Here is a 16,533-nt window from a genome sequence, read left to right on the forward strand (position 1 = left end):
GCTTTTTTGTGTATCACAATAGCTAAGTTGATTAAAGATAACAGCGTATTTACAAACGAAACTAATAATGTTAGTATATATATAAACGTTATTAGGAGGTGTTGGTGTGGAGGCGGAGTATCTTGAACTGCTTAAAGGCTACCAAATGACACAAGGTTATTATTGTTGTTTACATTGTGAGGAGCGTTATGAGGAGGGGGTGATTTACCCTTTCGATCAATTATTTGAAACGGCAGAACACCGAATGAAAAATCATATAGTGACCTGCCATGGCAATCCATTACAACCTTTATTGGAACTAGAACGCAAGCAAACAGGGCTATCAGAGATTCAAAATGACGTATTTAAATGGTTTGCCCAAGGATTAACTGATAAAGAAATTGCTGATCGAATGAATGTGCTTCCGGCAACTGTCCGCAATCATCGATTTAAATTGCGGGAAAAACGCCGTCAGGGAATTGTGCTAAATGCGATGATGACGTTGTTAGAAGAGAAAGGAAACGGATTGATGACTGAAAGAGATCAACGATTTGAAATTAGCCAGACCTTCCGTGATGAGACACTTAAAAATCATCTGGATAGTAGTGGGCGGGCGCGAATTATTCCGAGCAAAGAAAAGAAGAAAATTGTGTTATTACAAGAACTAATGAAAAAGTTTGCCTTAAATCGCCATTATACAGAACAAGAGGTAAACGAGATTGCCGGTCAAATGTTTGATGATCATGTCAGCATTCGCCGCTATTTAATTGAATATGGGTTTTTAGGGCGAACAAATGATGGCCAAACCTATTGGGTAATCTAAAGAAATCCTGAGAAATGTCAGGAAACATTTGAAATGGAATAAAAGAATGTTACAATTAAGAAGATTAAATTGAAGAGAGAAGGTACATCTATGACAGTTAATATTTACGATAGTGCGAATCAAATTGAAAGAGAAATTCGCCAGTTGCCAGAATTTTTGGCGTTAAAAGAAGCCTTTGATGTGGTTAAAGGCGATGAAGAGGCATATGCCCTATTTAAACAATTCCAAAACTTACAAGTTGAATTACAACAAAAACAAATGCAAGGCGAAGAATTCTCTGACGAAGATGCTGCGCAAGCTCAGGAATTAGCTGGCAAAGTTCAAGAGTCAAGTCTTATCAATGACTTGATGACAAAAGAACAAACCTTTAGTATGATTGTCAATGATTTAAACCGTATTATCATGAAACCTATTCAAGAATTATATGCTGACTAATTAAGTTGTCAGTGGCCCTTTTGTCATTTTGGCAAGGGCTTTTTTTACTCTATAGGAAAGTATGACACTTTTTTTCTATTGTAGTTTGGATCCACCTTCACGAAGCAACACTGCGCTTCGAACTCAACCAAGGCTAAAGACTCTTCGACCTTCAATGCTCGAGGCTTCAGCGTATAGCAATTGATGAGATCGGAACGCAGAGCCATTATTTTTACAAATTTATTTGTTAGAGATAAGGGACAACGAAGTGAAGCACTAAGAGCAGCGGCAACGCCTCGTTTAGCTTTTCTTAATTAATGGTTTTTTTCGAGCTATTTCGCAGATAGACACTAGTAATTTAGGCCAAAAGTCAGTATGATTGAAAGAGTGAAAGGAGTTTTTTCAGTGAAATTTATTCATTTAGCAGATTTACATTTAGATCAACCTTTTGAAGGCTTAGGAAAGCTCCCGGCTCGTTTATTAGCTGAATTGGTGGGGCAACATGAAAAGATGATTAAACAAGTTGTTCAACAAGCAATTACAGAAAATGTTGATTTCGTTTTAATTGTCGGAGATACTTTTCATCATTCAGCGGTGACAATCCAAACACAACAACTATTAATAAATGCGATGGCTCGTTTAAAGCGACATCAAATTCCAGTTATCATGAGTTTTGGTAATCATGATTATTATGTACCAGATAATTATTGGTTCGACTTTCCCGAGAATGTGACACTATTGAAGGAACAGTCCGTAACAACGCATCATTTAACGACGAAACAGCAAGAAAAAGTGGCGATTTCTGGCTTTTCATATGAAGATCGCTGGATTAATGAAAGCAAGATCTCAGAGTTTCCGACAAGAGATCACCAAGCAACCTATCATATCGGGTTGTACCATGGCCAGCAAGGAAAAACAGATAGCACACAGCAATATGCTCCCTTTACTTTAGGAGAGATGAAAGCCAAAGGGTACGATTACTGGGCGCTCGGTCATATTCACCAACCGACGGTATTAAGCAATGATCCTTTAATGATTTATCCTGGGAGTCCTTTAGGTCATACCAAAAAAGAAGCTAGTAGTGCGGGGGTTCTAGTAGTTGAAACTGGAGCAGATGGTTGGCACTATCATTGGAAGTCTTTAAATCAGGTAGTTTGGTCGACTGAAACCTTTGAGTTGAGTCAAGTGACATCGACAAAAAGCTTATTACAAGAACTTCTCAACATGTTGCGAGAAAGGGCTCAGCAGTCGGTTATTAAGTTGACTAGCATCGTATTACTGGGAAGCAATGCTGAATTGGAGGAGCCGTTGGACACTGAATTGCGCAGTGGTGGGTTATTAACGTATTTGCAGGCAGAACTAGGTCAAGAGGATCAGTTGGTTTGGCCATTTGAGATTAAACGTCGATTGGATGAAGACACCATGGAACTTCCTTTAGGGGTGACGCGGGAGCTGATCTCCCAATTGAGCCAGCGCTATTTGACAGAGGTCGATTTTAATGAATTAATGGGTGATATTCATCGACAGGCAGACCTTAGTCGTCTAGTAGAAATAAACGAAGAGCTGAGACAGGAATTAGTGACAGATGCTGAAGAACTGTTAGTTCGTGAATTAGGTGGTGGTAAAAATGATCATTAAGCGTTTGGAGATAGTTGGTTTTGGGAAATGGCAAGATAAAACAATTGAATTTGATCCGACCTTTCAACTAATTCACGGCGATAATGAGGCTGGTAAATCAACGATTTACCAGTTTATTAGAGAAATTTTATTTGGGTTTCCGTATAAACGCCAAAATTTTAAAGACTATACGCCCAAAAGCAACAGTCTTTATGGCGGTAGGGTTATTTTTGAGCACCCAATTCAAGGGGAAATTATGGTGGAGCGAATCAAAACGACCAACCGTGGCAAAGCCCATGTTTACTTTAAACAAGGGCAAGTTGGGGATGAGAATACTTTGAAAGAGTTGCTGTCACCATTGACTTTGGAAGTATTTGATGAGGCGTTTAGCTTGCAGCAAGAACAATTGTTGGAGATTAAGAATTTAAGTGAGCAACGTCTGCAAAACTTATTACTAGCAGTAGGTCTTTCTGGTAATAAACGACTATTGGGGACAAAAGATGTTTTGCGCCAACGCCAGCAAGAATTGTACAAACCCACAGGGCGATTGCCTGAACTCAATCAAAAACTCGCTGATTATCAAGAACTTAAACAGTTGGTGAAACAAAAAGAGCAGAATGAAAAGGAATATCGCAAACAATTGCAAGCCGCCAATTATTTTGAAGAACAATTGGCAATTGGGCAAGAGCAGTTTGCTGAGTCAGAAGCAGAATTACAGCGTCTAAAACAGCAACAGCAGCTATTTCCCTTGTATGAAGAACGGAAACAATTGATTAACATTACGAATTATCGCCAAGAAGACCAAGTGGCAGCTGAAAAGATGGCAAAGGCCGCTAAAGCCTACGAAAACTACTTATTTTTACTTAGTCAAGAACAGCACTATCAAGAATTAAAAACCGAGCAATTATTAGCTAGTCAGGAAAGCCCCGCCTCCCTTTTTTATTTGAAACACGAACGGGAAATTCAAGCATTGGCTGACAAACAGTCGACTGTTGAGACGGCCCTGAGTCGTCATCGGTGGCTGACTGAGATTTTAGCGCAACGAGAAGCAGAGCTACATCAATTAAAAAATCAGCTTAATTTACCTGATGAAGAAGAAAATTGGTCACCTGATGAGTCTGTCAAAGTTAATATCACGGCACTAGCGGAAAAGGAGAAAGAGTTAGAAGAAGCGCTCCACAAACAAGAGCTGGCTTTTGATCAACAGATGAAAGCTTTGGATCAAATCCAAAACCCTGATCCCTTTGTTATTGGACAACGAACGCGGACTGAGTCAGAGCCATCACTTGTTCAACAGTATCTGCTTGCTTTAATTGTGGCAGCTTTCGGGATGATATTAATGGTCATCAAGCAGTTTCCACTAGGGTTGTTGGCTTGCTTAATCGCTGGTGTGATTGCTGTCTTGATCAGTTGGCGGAGGGTGCAAAAGGAGCACACTGATATTCCTGAGCCACCTGCTAGATTAGACGAGCAAGTGGAGCGACTTGCAGCAGAATTGGAAGTCACTCAAAAACTGCTAGTAAATATTACGTATCAGAAAGTCGCTTTAGCCGAAACTTATCAGTTTAAGGAAACAGAACCAATGACAAGTTGGTTGTTTGAGTTTCCGTTAAGAGAACGATTAGTTGCGGTTCAAAAGGAACGAGAAACAGCCCTACTGGAATTAGGAGAAGTTCGAGAGGCCTTAGCTGAAAATAGGCAAGCTTTACGATTTATGTCCGAATGGTTACCGGTTGAATCAGAAGAGCTAGGATCTGTTTTTCGTAAGTTAGTTGAGTTTAACAAAGACATGCAGGCTAAACAGCAGATGGTGGCCGAACAAGACCAAGGAATCCATCGTTGGCGTGAACCATTGAAGGATGTGCGAGAACGGTTGGCTGAGGTTTTGGCGGAAATCAATCAATTGATACCGACCATCTCCCAAGAAACGATTGAAGAATTGCCAATCCTCCTTGCCAGTGAGGAAGAAAGAACCAATCAGTTGATCGAAGTGGGTCACTTAACCCGGCAAATTCAAGAAGTATTTGATTTAGAAGCAGACTATCGTTTACCAGATATTGTCGCTAAAACCCATAGGCAAGATCTTAAGGTTACGGAATTAAAGAAGGCGAATGAGGATACTGTTCGTCATTTACAAGAAGTGACGTTTGCCATTCGTCAGCAAGAAACCGATGGTACTTTAAGTGAGCTGAATCAACAAAAAGAAAACAGTGAATCAGAACTTCGACAATTAACTGAAAACTGGATGACTTATCGTGTGAGTGAATCAGTTATGCAGGATGTCTTGGATTTCTTAGCAACTCAGCAATTACCAGTATTGTTGGCAACGACTAGTTCTTATTTTAAAGAATTGACCTTGGGGGCCTACCTTAAATGTCAAATGGACGCTGGCAAGCTAGTTGTTGTGACGAAAGCAGAAGAAATGTTACAACTTGGAGAGCTGTCTACGGGAACTCGTGATCAACTCTATATGGCGATTCGCCTGGCCTTTATTCAACTTCATAGCCAAGATCAGCTGGCGCCTGTTATAATAGATGATGGCTGGCTGCATTATGATACCCATCGAAAACATCGTTTGTTCGAACTTTTGGGTCGATTAAGCAAAACGGTTCAGGTGATTTGTTTTACTTCAGATCAGGAATTACTGACTTATGCGAATGAAAAAAACTATCAAGTAGAACAGTTATAGTTGTCGTTTTATGATTTTTTTTCTGATATCAATCACAAGGGAGTATGATAGTTGAATTGATAGCTATCATGACGGTCTTTTATCAGAAACTGGTGAATCGAATAGCGATTTAAATTAGGAGGAGCTTCCATGAAAAAATTAAGAGAATTGGCAGTCGATGAAAATTTTGAGATCTTTGTCTTAGTGAAACAAGCAGATGTTAGAATCGCCAAAAATGGTAAGAAGTTTATTGCCTTTACCTTCCAAGATACGTCGGGCGCAATAGATGGTAAATTTTGGGATGCTTCTGAGGATGAAATTTCGAAGTTTGTTGCTGGGAAAGTTGTTTTCTTAGGCGGTAAGCGAGAGGTTTACCAAAGCAACCCTCAAATTAAAATTCTTCATTTACGTTTGGCGACAGCTGAAGAGCCAAATCAGCCTCATTTATATATGGAAAAGGCGCCGATTCAACGTGAGGAGATGATAGAGGAAATCAATCAAACGATTTTTGATATTACCAATGCCACTTGGAATCGGATCGTCCGCCATTTAATGACTCAATTTCAAACGGAGTTTTTTGATTATCCAGCTGCTAAACGAAACCATCATGCCTTTGCGGGAGGGTTGGCTTACCACACCGTTTCCATGTTGCGCTTGGCGAAATCCATTTGTAAAGAATACCCGGATTTAAATGCTTCCTTACTTTATGCTGGAGTTATTTTACATGATTTGGGCAAGGTGATTGAATTATCTGGTCCTGTTTCAACAGAGTACACCTTGGCGGGAAATTTAATTGGTCATTTAGTGATTGTGGATGAGGAAATTACCAAAGCCTGCCAGACATTAAAATTAGATGAACGTTCTGAAGATGTTGTTGTGTTGAAGCACATGATTTTAGCTCACCATGGCTTATTGGAATATGGTTCACCAGTTAGACCACGGATTTTAGAAGCGGAGGTCTTGCATCAAATTGATAATATGGATGCTTCCATCCAAATGATGCTCGGTTCCTTGAAGTTAATTGAACCGGGGGAATACACCGAACGAATATTTGGCATGGACAACCGAAGTTTTTACCTGCCAAATGTGAAATAGCAAAATACGTCCCGACTTGATTGTTTGATCTAGTCGGGACGTATTTATTTTTGTGAGACAAAGGCGAAAGTGGTCAGCGGCTTTTAAGCAATATGACCATTTTTATAATTGATAGTCGCTACCGATAAACGCTTCACCAATTTCAGTATCAAAAGGCAATTCTAAAATTCCACGAGCTGTCGGCGCATTGGGAACGGCCAATTCACGTGCTGAGCAGATCATGCCATGGCTTTCTTGGCCACGCAGTTCACCAGGCCATATTATCAGACCATCAGGCATCATAGCACCAGGTTTAGCCACTACAACTTTTAAGCCAGCTTTAATGTTTGGGGCACCACAGACGATTTGTAAGACTTCGCCGTGATCAACTTCTGTTTGCGTAATAGAGAGATGGTCAGAATCAGGATGGGCTTTACAGCTTTTGACAAAACCGGTCACAATCTTTGGTGTTCGGTCAATACTGACTTGTTCTGAAAAACCTTCAGCGGCTAAAAGATGGTTAAGAGCGGTCAATTGCTCATCTGTTAAGTCGATCTGTCCTTTACCCACTAAATCAGTCAATGTTGATGAAATTTTAAAGAAGTTCCAGCCAACAGTTTCTTTGGTATTCTTAACAAATACCCGGGTAATTGATCCGCGGGATTCGTGGTTAACCTCTTGTCCTTTTGCATTCGCAACGATTACCATCAGAGTATCGCCGACGGCATCTTTATTGTAACTAAAAATCATGTTGAGCTCCTTTAATTAATATATTATTCGCTAACAGTTGGACGGATTACTAAGACATCACAAGGAGCGTGGCGAATGACGTATTCACTAACACTTCCCATGACCAGCTTCTCCACAGCGCTAAGACCGGACTGTCCAACCATAATTAAATCAATCTTGTATTTCTCAGGTAGTTCCTCTGCCATTAAAACTTTTGGAGAACCAAAGGCCAAAACGGTTTCTACATTGTCATACCCTTTCGAGTGAGCATAATCCTTATAAGTAGCTAACATTTCTTTTGATCGATCGGTTTCTTGTTGTAATAAATCAGCATTGGTTAAGGAATACCCCATGTTGCCGTAGAGACGGTTTTCAATAATGTGGGCGACAACGACTCTCGCTTGATTTCGCTTGGCAACGGAGATAGCTTTATCAAAGGCTTCTTGAGCTTGATCGCTGCCATCAATGCCGACTAAAATTCCTTGGTATTCTTGTGATTCTAACATTTTCTTCACCTTCCTTAGGCTAGAGATTTGTTAAAAAAGTGACAATTTCTTCTTTGGTTTTACGTTGTTTATTAACAAGACGCCCAACCTCTTTGCCATCCTCAATCACAATAAAACTGGGAATGCCAAAGATGTTCCATTGGGAGCATAGCTCAAGATAGTCATCACGGTCAACTTGAACAAACGTATAATCTGGAAATTCCGCTTCGATTTCCGGCATAACAGGCTTGATGTAAACGCAGTCACCGCACCAATCGGCGGTAAAGAAAAAGACGTGTTTACCTGTTTTCACATAACCTGCTATTTCTTCTAGAGATGTTGGAATAATCACTTTGCTACCTACTTTCCATAAATGATCGTGCTAATTTTTTCTGATGTTAAGCTGTTCATCGTTGTAATGACCATATCTTTAGCGGCTTGATAATCACTGATGCTAAACATGGTTTGATGGGTATGAATGTAGCGGCCAGGAACGCCGATTACCGCACTTGGAATGCCATCGTTGACCATATGAGCTGCGCCAGCATCGGTACCACCTTTAGAAACAAAATACTGGTGTTTGATCTTGTGTGATTCAGCAACATCTAAGATAAATTCTCGCATGCGGCCCAAAGTAATCATACCAGGATCAAAAATCCGTACGAGGAAACCTTCTCCTAAATGACCGAAGGTATCTTTTTTGCCATCTAAATCATTGGCAGGGGAGCAATCCACAGCAAAAAATAAATCTGGTTTAAATTTATGTGTGGAGGGACGAGCGCCACGTAAGCCAACTTCTTCTTGAACGTTTGCTCCAGCTATTAGAGTGAATGGTAATTCCACGTCTTTTAGTGCTTCCAATGCTTCAATGACTAATGTGCAACCGTAACGGTTATCCCATGCCTTACTGATAATGTTTTTGCCGTTGGCGGTTTTTATTGTTTCAACATCTGGTACAATGCTGTCCCCAGGTCGCACTCCGAAGCTCTCGGCCTCTTCCTTGGATTCAAAGCCAGCATCAAACAGAATGTCAGAGACTTCTACCTTTGCTTGGCCATCTGTTCCTCTTAATAAATGTGGGGGAACAGAAGAGGAAATAACAGGATAGTCACCTTTACGAGTTTTTAAAGTAAAACGTTGTGCCGATACGACGTACGGATTCCATCCGCCTAAAGGAACGATTCTAAAGAGACCATTTTCAGTTATTTGGGACAACATAAAGCCAACTTCATCCATATGTGCCGCTAACATAACGCGAGGTGCATTCTCAGTTTTACTTTTTTTAATGCCAAAAACCCCACCTAAGCCATCGAATTCGATTGAATCCACATAAGGGGCCATTTCTTTTTTCATAATATCACGGACATCGTCTTCAAATCCGCTAGTTCCCTGAGCTTCTGTCATTTTTTTGATTAGTTGAAATGTTTTTTCTTCCATATGATTCTCTGCAATTGCAGAGCCCCACCTCACTTTCACTTGTTACGTATCATTATAACGCAAACTGTTTTTTTTTTCATGGATTTCTCCATATGGCTGAGAGAAAGAGGGGAATCTTTTTTTGTGGCTGGCCGTGAGGAACTATTTTTGAAAAGGAAAAGGTATGTTAAAATTGAAAGAGAGGCTAAATCAATCATATTTTCAGGAGGTCAAAATGGAATCAGTGGAACATATCATCCGTCATTATCAGCCAACATGTCTTCAAGAAGAACAGGATAAAAAGCAAATCTTGTGTTACAACGACCTATTTGATGATCTGTTAACTCGGCAGAACACCATCGCTCACTTTAGCAGTTCTGGTTTTATTATCAATCAAGAAAGAACCAAAACGCTATTTATTCACCATAAAATATACAAGACGTGGTGTTGGACTGGGGGGCATGTTGATGGCAATCCAAACTTTGGTCAGGTAGCTTTAAGAGAGGCTTATGAAGAGACTGGTCTAGAGCACTTGGCCCTTTTTTCCAATCAAATTGCCAGCCTGGACATAATTCCTGTGATTGGTCATTTGAAGCATGGTAAGTGGGTGTCGGCTCATCAGCACTTATCAGTAGCTTATGTTATTTTGGCAAACGAAGAAGACCATTTAATTCAAAATAAAGTAGAGACTAATGGGATTAAATGGGTAGCCTTTGACCAGATTGCTGAAATGAGTGGTGAGGCAGAGATGATCCCCATTTACGAGAAGTTGTTAGCTTTTATTAAAAGGTCATCAAAGGGAGTACTTAAATCCCGCTAGAGACTTTGGTAAAAGTGCATAAAATAAATGAATGTCATCGAAAAAGTAATTCGAGTGAGGTTGAAATTTTAAAACTGTGCTACAATAAACTTAACGTCAAAAATTAAGGGTATTGATAGAGGAGGTTTCAGGGATGTTTGAAGATGAAAAATATGATTATCTAGGTGCAGGTTTATTAGCAGGACTGATTGTCGGGACAATCGGCGGAGCAATCGGTACTATTTGGTACAAAAAAAATAAAACAATGAATGCCGATGTTATTTTGGAAAGTGTCAAGTCTGCTTTTTTAAAGGAAGGACCAATCGAAGGCTCGTGGATTGAATTTAGTAAGCAGCCTTTACAAAAATTTGCCATCAAGTCGAAAACATATACAGGAGGAATTACCCGTCTGGAAGACTTGGAAATGGTGCAGTATGAATTTGTAGCAGATGCATATACAGGGACGGTTTTAGATATTTATCGCCTATAAAAAAAGTGGTTAACCAGTTGTCGTAAGAACGGGTTGACCACTTTTTGTTTATTTTTTCGCAGGAAAGTAAGCCTCAACGCGATAGATAGGTTGTCCTTTTGCCGAAAATTTTTCTTCATACTCTGTCATGATGTTGCCTTCAAAGTCACTGGCGTGTAAATCCAACCAAACTTGCTTTAAAATCATCCCATATTGAGAGAAGCTAGCTAAAGAATACTCGAATAAGCCTCGATTATCTGTTTTAAAATGCAGTTCACCTTCTGGAGGTAAAATTTCCTGATAGCCTTTTAAAAAAGTGTGATAGGTTAAACGGCGTTTAGCATGTCGACTTTTTGGCCAAGGATCGGAAAAATTTAAGTAAATTTGGCTGATTTCGTGGGGGCTAAAATAATCGGTAACAGAACCGCCGTCCACATGTAGGATCTGTAAGTTTGCTAAAGGTTCTGCCAATTGTTTGTCCAAAATATCAATTAAGACACTTTGTTGAATTTCAATGGCAATATAGTTGATTTCAGGATGAGCCTTCGCCATCCCATAAATAAATTGTCCTTTACCGGAACCAACTTCAATGTGGAGTGGTTGAGTATTGCCAAAACGCTCTTCCCAGCGGCCACGCCAAATTTCTGGTTCAGAGACCACATATTGTGGAGCTGCCTCAATATTTTCTTTCGCCCATGGTTTGTTTCTAACACGCATATTGTATTACTCCTTTGTTCTGTTTAGTTAGCCTAATGGCAAGGGTGTTCATATAAAAACTCTCTGATACTATCAGAGAGTGAGTAGCGCCAATTGAGTCTCGTCGTTCTTTTGCTAGAAGACGCCTCAGTAGATAAAAAGTCGTTTTAATAAGAGAATTTCCTGGTTCATCTGCTTAAAGTTTTGTTGCAAGTAACAGGTTTTGATTCGCTGTAGGAAATCCATCCCGCTGTACCAATAGATTCGCTGGATACTTTCGCCAGGTTCTTTTAGGCCATAAGATGTCAGCCAGCTTGGCCAGTCATCATAGGAAACATAACGGCCTAAAATGGTCCCGAGGTCAGCCGCTGGATCAGCTAACATGGTGGCATCCCAATCAACTAAATAGAGACGGCCTTGTTCTGATAGTAGCCAGTTGTGATGAATCGGATCACCGTGACAGGCTTGGACGGTGACAGCGTCAGGGAGGTGATCTTCCAAATAACGAAATACTCGCATCAGATACTGGTTTCGTTTTAATTCTAAGGGCAGGTCTTGAGCATAGGCGCTTAAAAAATCGAAGGCCTGTCTTTCGACGCCTCCCACTCGGTACAACATATTTTTTAATGAGTCAGATTGATGAAGGTGTTGCATAATATGAATAACATCAAGTCGTTTCCCAACATCTTGAGGACTTAAAAGGTAACCGTCTAACCACTCCTGAGCGGTTAGGACATCGCCGTTTCCAGTTCGTTTTGTCCATATTAATTTAGGCGCAATCCCTTCAAGGGATAAGGCGGCTATAAAGGGTGAGGAGTTGCGTTTGATAAAGATTTTTTCAGCCTCGTCATTAATTCCCATATACGCTTTACCAGTATCTCCTTTGATAGGTTGGAGAGACCAGTTTTTATCAAATTGAAAATCAACCATATCTTCTCCACCTAACGTCTGTCTCAAATAATTTTTCTTAATAAACACTTATAATCCTCAAAGAGGAAAAAAGGGCAAACCTATTAGTATCTTTCATTGTAAAACCCTAAGAGGACTTCGTCAAGTTCTGACATCGCTTTAACCTAAAAGCGGTCGATTTTTCTTAAACGACTTGGCAAATAAAGAGCTGTGAATACCAAAATCTCTCCCAAAATAGCGCCAATTACCATTAGACTGTCTAGTTTATTAGGTAAAACCAACAGGGCTAAAAGACTAAAAACACTCCCAACAATTAGTAATAGCACTCTGACAAGCGTGTTAACAGCTGCTTTCTTATCTTGACTAGTTAAAGGATAGAGTTCAGTCATCACCATGTAATCGAACTGACCATACATAGGAATCATTTGAAATCCGATTAAATAGATAATCACCAGCGAGACGATCAGAACTAACATAAACTCGTTGAGAAATACAAGGACAATTGTGCCAACCAGGGTTAGACGGATGAAGAGGCCACTATATTCAGCACCGCGTAAAAAGCTACGGCTATACAAATATAAATAAGTGTTTTTGTGAGTCTTTTTAATATTGTTTAAGAGACCGTCAAATATTTTGCGGCGTTTGACTTTTCCGGAAATGCCTGGGACATCGGTAAACATGTTGATAAATTGATAAATTCGTTTCATTCGTTGTTGCTCATGGTTAATCATGCGTTCCCAATCCAAATTTTGGGTGGCAAAGGTTTTTTTGGTTGCAACTGTCTGAAGTGCGAGACACAAGATGGCAATCATTAGGCCAGCACCACTATATAGATACAGAGCGCTTAGGATGGCGACAATAGCGAAAGCCATCCAAATGAAGGTATCTTTTTTTTCTTGTGCGTCATTGCTTAAAAAACAGCCATTAAATTGCTGCATCAAATGGCTGGCTTTTAATAACCAAAGCATCAGGATAAATAAAGCAAAATCTAAAAGTGAGGTTTGAGCAACTGCCACTAATAAGGGCATGGCGACGCCGACGGTAATCAAGAGCAAGCTAAAAGGCAATAAAAGTGAATGGCGATAAGCAGCTTTCAAATAGTCAACCATCTGCCTTTCTTTAGGTAGCAGAAAGATTTTGTCAGCCTCTTTCATCAAAGTAGCCAAGCGGCCGGTAAAGAGGGCCATCAACCAGATTAAGGCGACCAGTGGTTTCCCTAAAATAAAGCTGCTATCCAGTGTTTTGACTAAGTCAGAATAATAGAGGCCAAACCCTCCAAGTAAAAACGAGGAGATTAATACGACATGGTCATTAAAGACATATTTTAAGTAGCGAATAAGCTTGGTTTGATGACGGCTTAGTCGTTCTTTATAAAACTGTTGCATTAGGCTGTCGCTCCTTCTTCATCCGTCAGGGCAATATAAATCTCATCCAAGGAGGAATCGGGTAAATTAAATTCACGGCGCAAATCCTCAATTGTCCCGACGGCTCTGATTTTACCTTCATGAAGGACGACAAAACGGTCACAATATTTCTCAGCAGTGGCCAAAATATGGGTAGACATCAGAATGGCGGCCCCTTGTTGGCGCATGTCGTTCATTAATTCCAAGAGGGCATGAATCGCCAGAGGATCTAAGCCCAAAAAGGGTTCATCAATAATGTAAAGGCTAGGCTCAATCAAAAAGGCACAAAGTACCATGACCTTTTGTTTCATTCCTTTGGAAAAATGAGAGGGAAACCACTCTAATTTATTTTCCAAGCGGAAAGTTTTTAATAGAACTTGTGCTCTCTTATGAGCCTCTTCTACTGGGATATCATAAGCCATCGCGGTGACCTCGATGTGCTCTTTAAGCGTCAATTCTTCATAAAGAGCCGGTGTTTCAGGAATATATCCGATTTTTTGGCGGTAGCTTTCAGGATTGCTTTGTAAGATTTCTCCATCGATTTCAATCCGTCCTTTTTGAGGCGTTAACAACCCGATAATATTTTTGATAGTCGTACTTTTTCCAGCTCCGTTAAGGCCGATCAACCCGACCATTTCGCCTTTATTGACCTCAAAACTGATATCTTTTAAAACTGGAATATGGCCATAACCACCAGTCAAATTTTTAATTACTAAACTCATTTAATTGCCTCCGTTTATTTTTCTTGTTTCAATTATAACATAGTCTTTCCAGAATAATGTTTGCTAATAGTGTGAAAAAAGTAAGGAATTGCTGAATTGCCCAAGATTAGTTTTTGACTTTTACTAGACCTATCCTTTATTATTAGAAGTAGCGTAAAGCCAGCTTGATTATCAAGTCTGGCTATCGAGAAAAAGTAGAAAAGGAGCGAACAGTTCATGGATAATTGTATTTTTTGTAAGATTGTCAATCAGGAAATTCCTAGTTATAAGGTCTACGAGGATGAGGTTGTTTACGCGTTTTTAGATTTGACCCAAACGACTAAAGGTCATACGTTGGTCATTCCTAAAAAGCACGTCACCGATATTTTCGAATACGATGAGGTAACTGCAAGTCAGTTATTTGCTCGAGTACCGAAGATTGCTCGCGCTATGGAAAAAGCCTTTCCGGAGATGGAGGGTTTAAACTTAGTTAATAATAATAAAGAATTGGCCTATCAATCGGTTTTCCACTCCCATCTCCATCTATTGCCTCGCTACAGTAAAAAAGATGACTTTAGCATTCGCTTTGCCGACAACAGCAGCCAATATTCATCTGATGAGATGGCAGCCTTAGCAGAACAAATAAGTGAGCAGGTGAGTCAATCATGATTGGTAAATTTATTAAGGGACTGGCCTTTGGAGCAGTTGTTGGCGGTGTCGCTGGTCTATTACTGGCCCCTCGTAGTGGCAACGAGACTCGACGCAAATTAATCGATGAGGTGGATGAAGCCACTGATTTAACTTATGACCTAAGTGATAGTTTAAAAGCTTTTCAGGACTCGTTGATAACACTTAAAAGTACGGCGGTAGAGGTGTTACCGACATTTAAGGAAGAAACACAAAAATCTGTTGCTTCTTACAAATTTAAGGCAGAGCCGCGGCTCGCGGAAATAACGAAACAAATGGAACAGATCAACCAACATCTGGGAAAAAATACAGATAATCATAATTTATAGTTTATTTTATGAATTTGGCAATCAAATTCATCTTTTTCGTGAATTTTTTTTGATTTCATTCTAAAAACTACTAGAGGGTAGTTGTTTCTGTACTCGTTTATGGTATAGTTATTGAGGTGGAATTATTTTTTACTAGGATTAAATTAAAATGAAATGGAAGTGCAATAATGAAGAAAAAGAAATTAGCCTTGGCTATTGTAGGGTTATTCAGCGTGATCACATTAGCAGCCTGCTCTAATAGCGGCACCGAGTTAGTAACGATGAAGGGTGGTAAAATCACTCAAGAAGAATTCTTTGATCAGATTAAAACTCAAGATGCGAACCAACAGGCCTTACAATCAGCGATCATCTACAAAGTAGCTGAAAATGGTTTTGGGGATAAAGTTGATAAAAAAGATATTGACGCGAAATATAAAGAATCAGAAGAACAATTAGGTGGAGCTGATGCCTTTAAAGACGCCTTGAAAAATGCAGGCTTGACTGAAGCATCGTATAAAGCGCAAATCAAACAACAACTTGCGTTTGAAGCAATGATGAAATCTCACGTTAAGATTACGGATGCAGAGTTAAAAGAAACGTGGAAAACATTCCATCCAGAAGTTGAAGTTCAATTAATTGCGATGGATGATGAAGCAAAAGCTAAAGAAGTGTTAGAAAAAGCTAACAAAGGTGATGACTTTGGTAAATTAGCGAAAGAAAATTCAACGGATGCTTCAAGTGCCGAAAATGGTAAAGTGACATTCGATTCAACTTCATTAGAAATTCCAGCTGAAGTACAAGAAGCTGCTTTTAAATTGAAAAAAGACGAAGTATCAGCGTTGATACCAGTTGTAGGCAACAATGGTATGACTGAAATAACAACATACTACATCGTTAAAATGGTTAAACCGCAAGATAAGGGCAACGAAATGGAACCATTTAAAAAAGAATTAAAAGAAATTGCGACAGATGCTAAATTGGCAGACCAAGCCTTTCAACAAGAAGTTATCAGCAAAGAGTTAAAAGCTGCTAATGTTAAAATTAAAGATGAAGACCTGAAAGGTGTTCTTGCTGGCTTTATCGAAGAAGAAACAAAAGCTAGCTCAACAGCTGAAAGTTCTACAAAAGAAAGTAAAACTAAAGAAAGCTCTGCGAAAGAGAGCTCTACAAAAGAAAGTTCTACAAAAGAGAGTGCAGAAGAAAGTTCAACTGAAGAATCAAAATAACTCTCGAAAGCCAAAGTTGAAAAAGACTTTGGCTTTTTCTTAAATAATGAGTTGTCTTTAGTAGGCAAAATGTTGAAGTATTGACTAAGCTTCTGGTCAAAGTGCTTGAAAGTCATGATATTGTTTGTAG

At 39.6% G+C, this 16,533-nt stretch carries 18 protein-coding genes; 10 read left to right on the plus strand and 8 right to left on the minus strand.

Going from position 1 to position 16,533, the window contains the following annotated elements:
• Positions 1-106: 106 nt before the first annotated feature.
• The 5 genes from I6N95_RS02435 (at position 107) to I6N95_RS02455 (ending at position 6,596) form a co-directional block, all read left to right on the plus strand.
• Positions 107-802, plus strand: a complete 696-nt coding sequence (locus I6N95_RS02435; RefSeq protein WP_209524742.1) for a DUF2087 domain-containing protein — start codon at positions 107-109, stop codon at positions 800-802.
• A gap of 90 nt (positions 803-892) precedes the next feature.
• On the plus strand, positions 893-1,237 hold the full coding sequence (locus tag I6N95_RS02440) for a YlbF/YmcA family competence regulator (RefSeq protein WP_209524743.1): 345 nt from the start codon (positions 893-895) through the stop codon (positions 1,235-1,237).
• 384 nt (positions 1,238-1,621) lie between these two features.
• Positions 1,622-2,854, plus strand: coding sequence for a metallophosphoesterase family protein (locus I6N95_RS02445; RefSeq protein ID WP_209524744.1), 1,233 nt, complete (start codon positions 1,622-1,624; stop codon positions 2,852-2,854).
• Complete coding sequence (locus I6N95_RS02450) at positions 2,844-5,522, plus strand: ATP-binding protein (protein ID WP_209524745.1); 2,679 nt, start codon at positions 2,844-2,846, stop codon at positions 5,520-5,522. Before I6N95_RS02445 ends, I6N95_RS02450 begins: the two co-directional genes overlap by 11 nt.
• Before the next feature lie 129 nt (positions 5,523-5,651).
• On the plus strand, positions 5,652-6,596 hold the full coding sequence (locus I6N95_RS02455) for a 3'-5' exoribonuclease YhaM family protein (protein WP_209524746.1): 945 nt from the start codon (positions 5,652-5,654) through the stop codon (positions 6,594-6,596).
• 102 nt (positions 6,597-6,698) lie between these two features.
• On the opposite strand, the gene ytpR is transcribed toward I6N95_RS02455, so the two are convergent.
• The 4 genes from ytpR to pepA are packed head-to-tail and all read right to left on the minus strand — an operon-like array spanning position 6,699 to position 9,226.
• Positions 6,699-7,325 (minus strand): YtpR family tRNA-binding protein, encoded by a 627-nt coding sequence (ytpR, locus tag I6N95_RS02460; protein WP_209524747.1) that lies wholly within the window; start codon positions 7,323-7,325, stop codon positions 6,699-6,701.
• A 23-nt stretch (positions 7,326-7,348) separates the two neighbouring features.
• Positions 7,349-7,810 carry a universal stress protein gene (locus I6N95_RS02465; RefSeq protein WP_209524748.1) on the minus strand — a complete coding sequence of 154 codons (462 nt, stop codon included), beginning with the start codon at positions 7,808-7,810 and terminating at the stop codon, positions 7,349-7,351.
• 19 nt (positions 7,811-7,829) lie between these two features.
• A complete protein-coding gene (locus I6N95_RS02470; protein ID WP_209524749.1) occupies positions 7,830-8,141 on the minus strand; it encodes a thioredoxin family protein in 312 nt (103 codons plus the stop codon).
• Between the two features lie 8 nt (positions 8,142-8,149).
• On the minus strand, positions 8,150-9,226 hold the full coding sequence (pepA, locus tag I6N95_RS02475) for a glutamyl aminopeptidase (RefSeq protein ID WP_209524750.1): 1,077 nt from the start codon (positions 9,224-9,226) through the stop codon (positions 8,150-8,152).
• Positions 9,227-9,440: 214 nt separating this feature from the next.
• Between pepA and I6N95_RS02480 the strand changes: the two genes are divergently transcribed.
• On the plus strand, positions 9,441-10,025 hold the full coding sequence (locus I6N95_RS02480) for an NUDIX hydrolase (RefSeq protein ID WP_209524751.1): 585 nt from the start codon (positions 9,441-9,443) through the stop codon (positions 10,023-10,025).
• A gap of 133 nt (positions 10,026-10,158) precedes the next feature.
• Positions 10,159-10,494, plus strand: a complete 336-nt coding sequence (locus tag I6N95_RS02485) for a PepSY domain-containing protein (RefSeq protein WP_209524752.1) — start codon at positions 10,159-10,161, stop codon at positions 10,492-10,494.
• 48 nt (positions 10,495-10,542) lie between these two features.
• Here I6N95_RS02485 and trmB read toward each other — a convergent pair whose 3' ends face one another.
• The 4 genes from trmB to I6N95_RS02505 form a co-directional block, all read right to left on the minus strand.
• Complete coding sequence (trmB, locus tag I6N95_RS02490) at positions 10,543-11,190, minus strand: tRNA (guanosine(46)-N7)-methyltransferase TrmB (RefSeq protein ID WP_209524753.1); 648 nt, start codon at positions 11,188-11,190, stop codon at positions 10,543-10,545.
• A gap of 126 nt (positions 11,191-11,316) precedes the next feature.
• On the minus strand, positions 11,317-12,099 hold the full coding sequence (locus I6N95_RS02495) for a phosphotransferase family protein (RefSeq protein ID WP_209524815.1): 783 nt from the start codon (positions 12,097-12,099) through the stop codon (positions 11,317-11,319).
• Positions 12,100-12,242: 143 nt separating this feature from the next.
• On the minus strand, positions 12,243-13,463 hold the full coding sequence (locus I6N95_RS02500; protein WP_209524754.1) for an ABC transporter permease: 1,221 nt from the start codon (positions 13,461-13,463) through the stop codon (positions 12,243-12,245).
• On the minus strand, positions 13,463-14,203 hold the full coding sequence (locus tag I6N95_RS02505; RefSeq protein ID WP_209524755.1) for an ABC transporter ATP-binding protein: 741 nt from the start codon (positions 14,201-14,203) through the stop codon (positions 13,463-13,465). Before I6N95_RS02505 ends, I6N95_RS02500 begins: the two co-directional genes overlap by 1 nt.
• Positions 14,204-14,419: 216 nt before the next feature.
• On the opposite strand from I6N95_RS02505, the gene I6N95_RS02510 reads away from it, so the two are divergent.
• The 3 genes from I6N95_RS02510 to I6N95_RS02520 all read left to right on the plus strand — a co-directional run bounded on the left by I6N95_RS02510 (position 14,420) and on the right by I6N95_RS02520 (position 16,403).
• Positions 14,420-14,851 carry an HIT family protein gene (locus I6N95_RS02510; RefSeq protein ID WP_209524756.1) on the plus strand — a complete coding sequence of 144 codons (432 nt, stop codon included), beginning with the start codon at positions 14,420-14,422 and terminating at the stop codon, positions 14,849-14,851.
• The gene (locus I6N95_RS02515; RefSeq protein ID WP_209524757.1) at positions 14,848-15,198 is read left to right on the plus strand and encodes a YtxH domain-containing protein; all 351 of its coding nucleotides are present in this window, start codon (positions 14,848-14,850) and stop codon (positions 15,196-15,198) included. Before I6N95_RS02510 ends, I6N95_RS02515 begins: the two co-directional genes overlap by 4 nt.
• Positions 15,199-15,365: 167 nt before the next feature.
• Positions 15,366-16,403 (plus strand): peptidylprolyl isomerase, encoded by a 1,038-nt coding sequence (locus tag I6N95_RS02520; RefSeq protein WP_209524758.1) that lies wholly within the window; start codon positions 15,366-15,368, stop codon positions 16,401-16,403.
• Positions 16,404-16,533 lie beyond the last annotated feature (130 nt).

This window comes from Vagococcus allomyrinae (genome assembly GCF_017829975.1).
Lineage (GTDB): Bacteria > Bacillota > Bacilli > Lactobacillales > Vagococcaceae > Vagococcus_D > Vagococcus_D allomyrinae.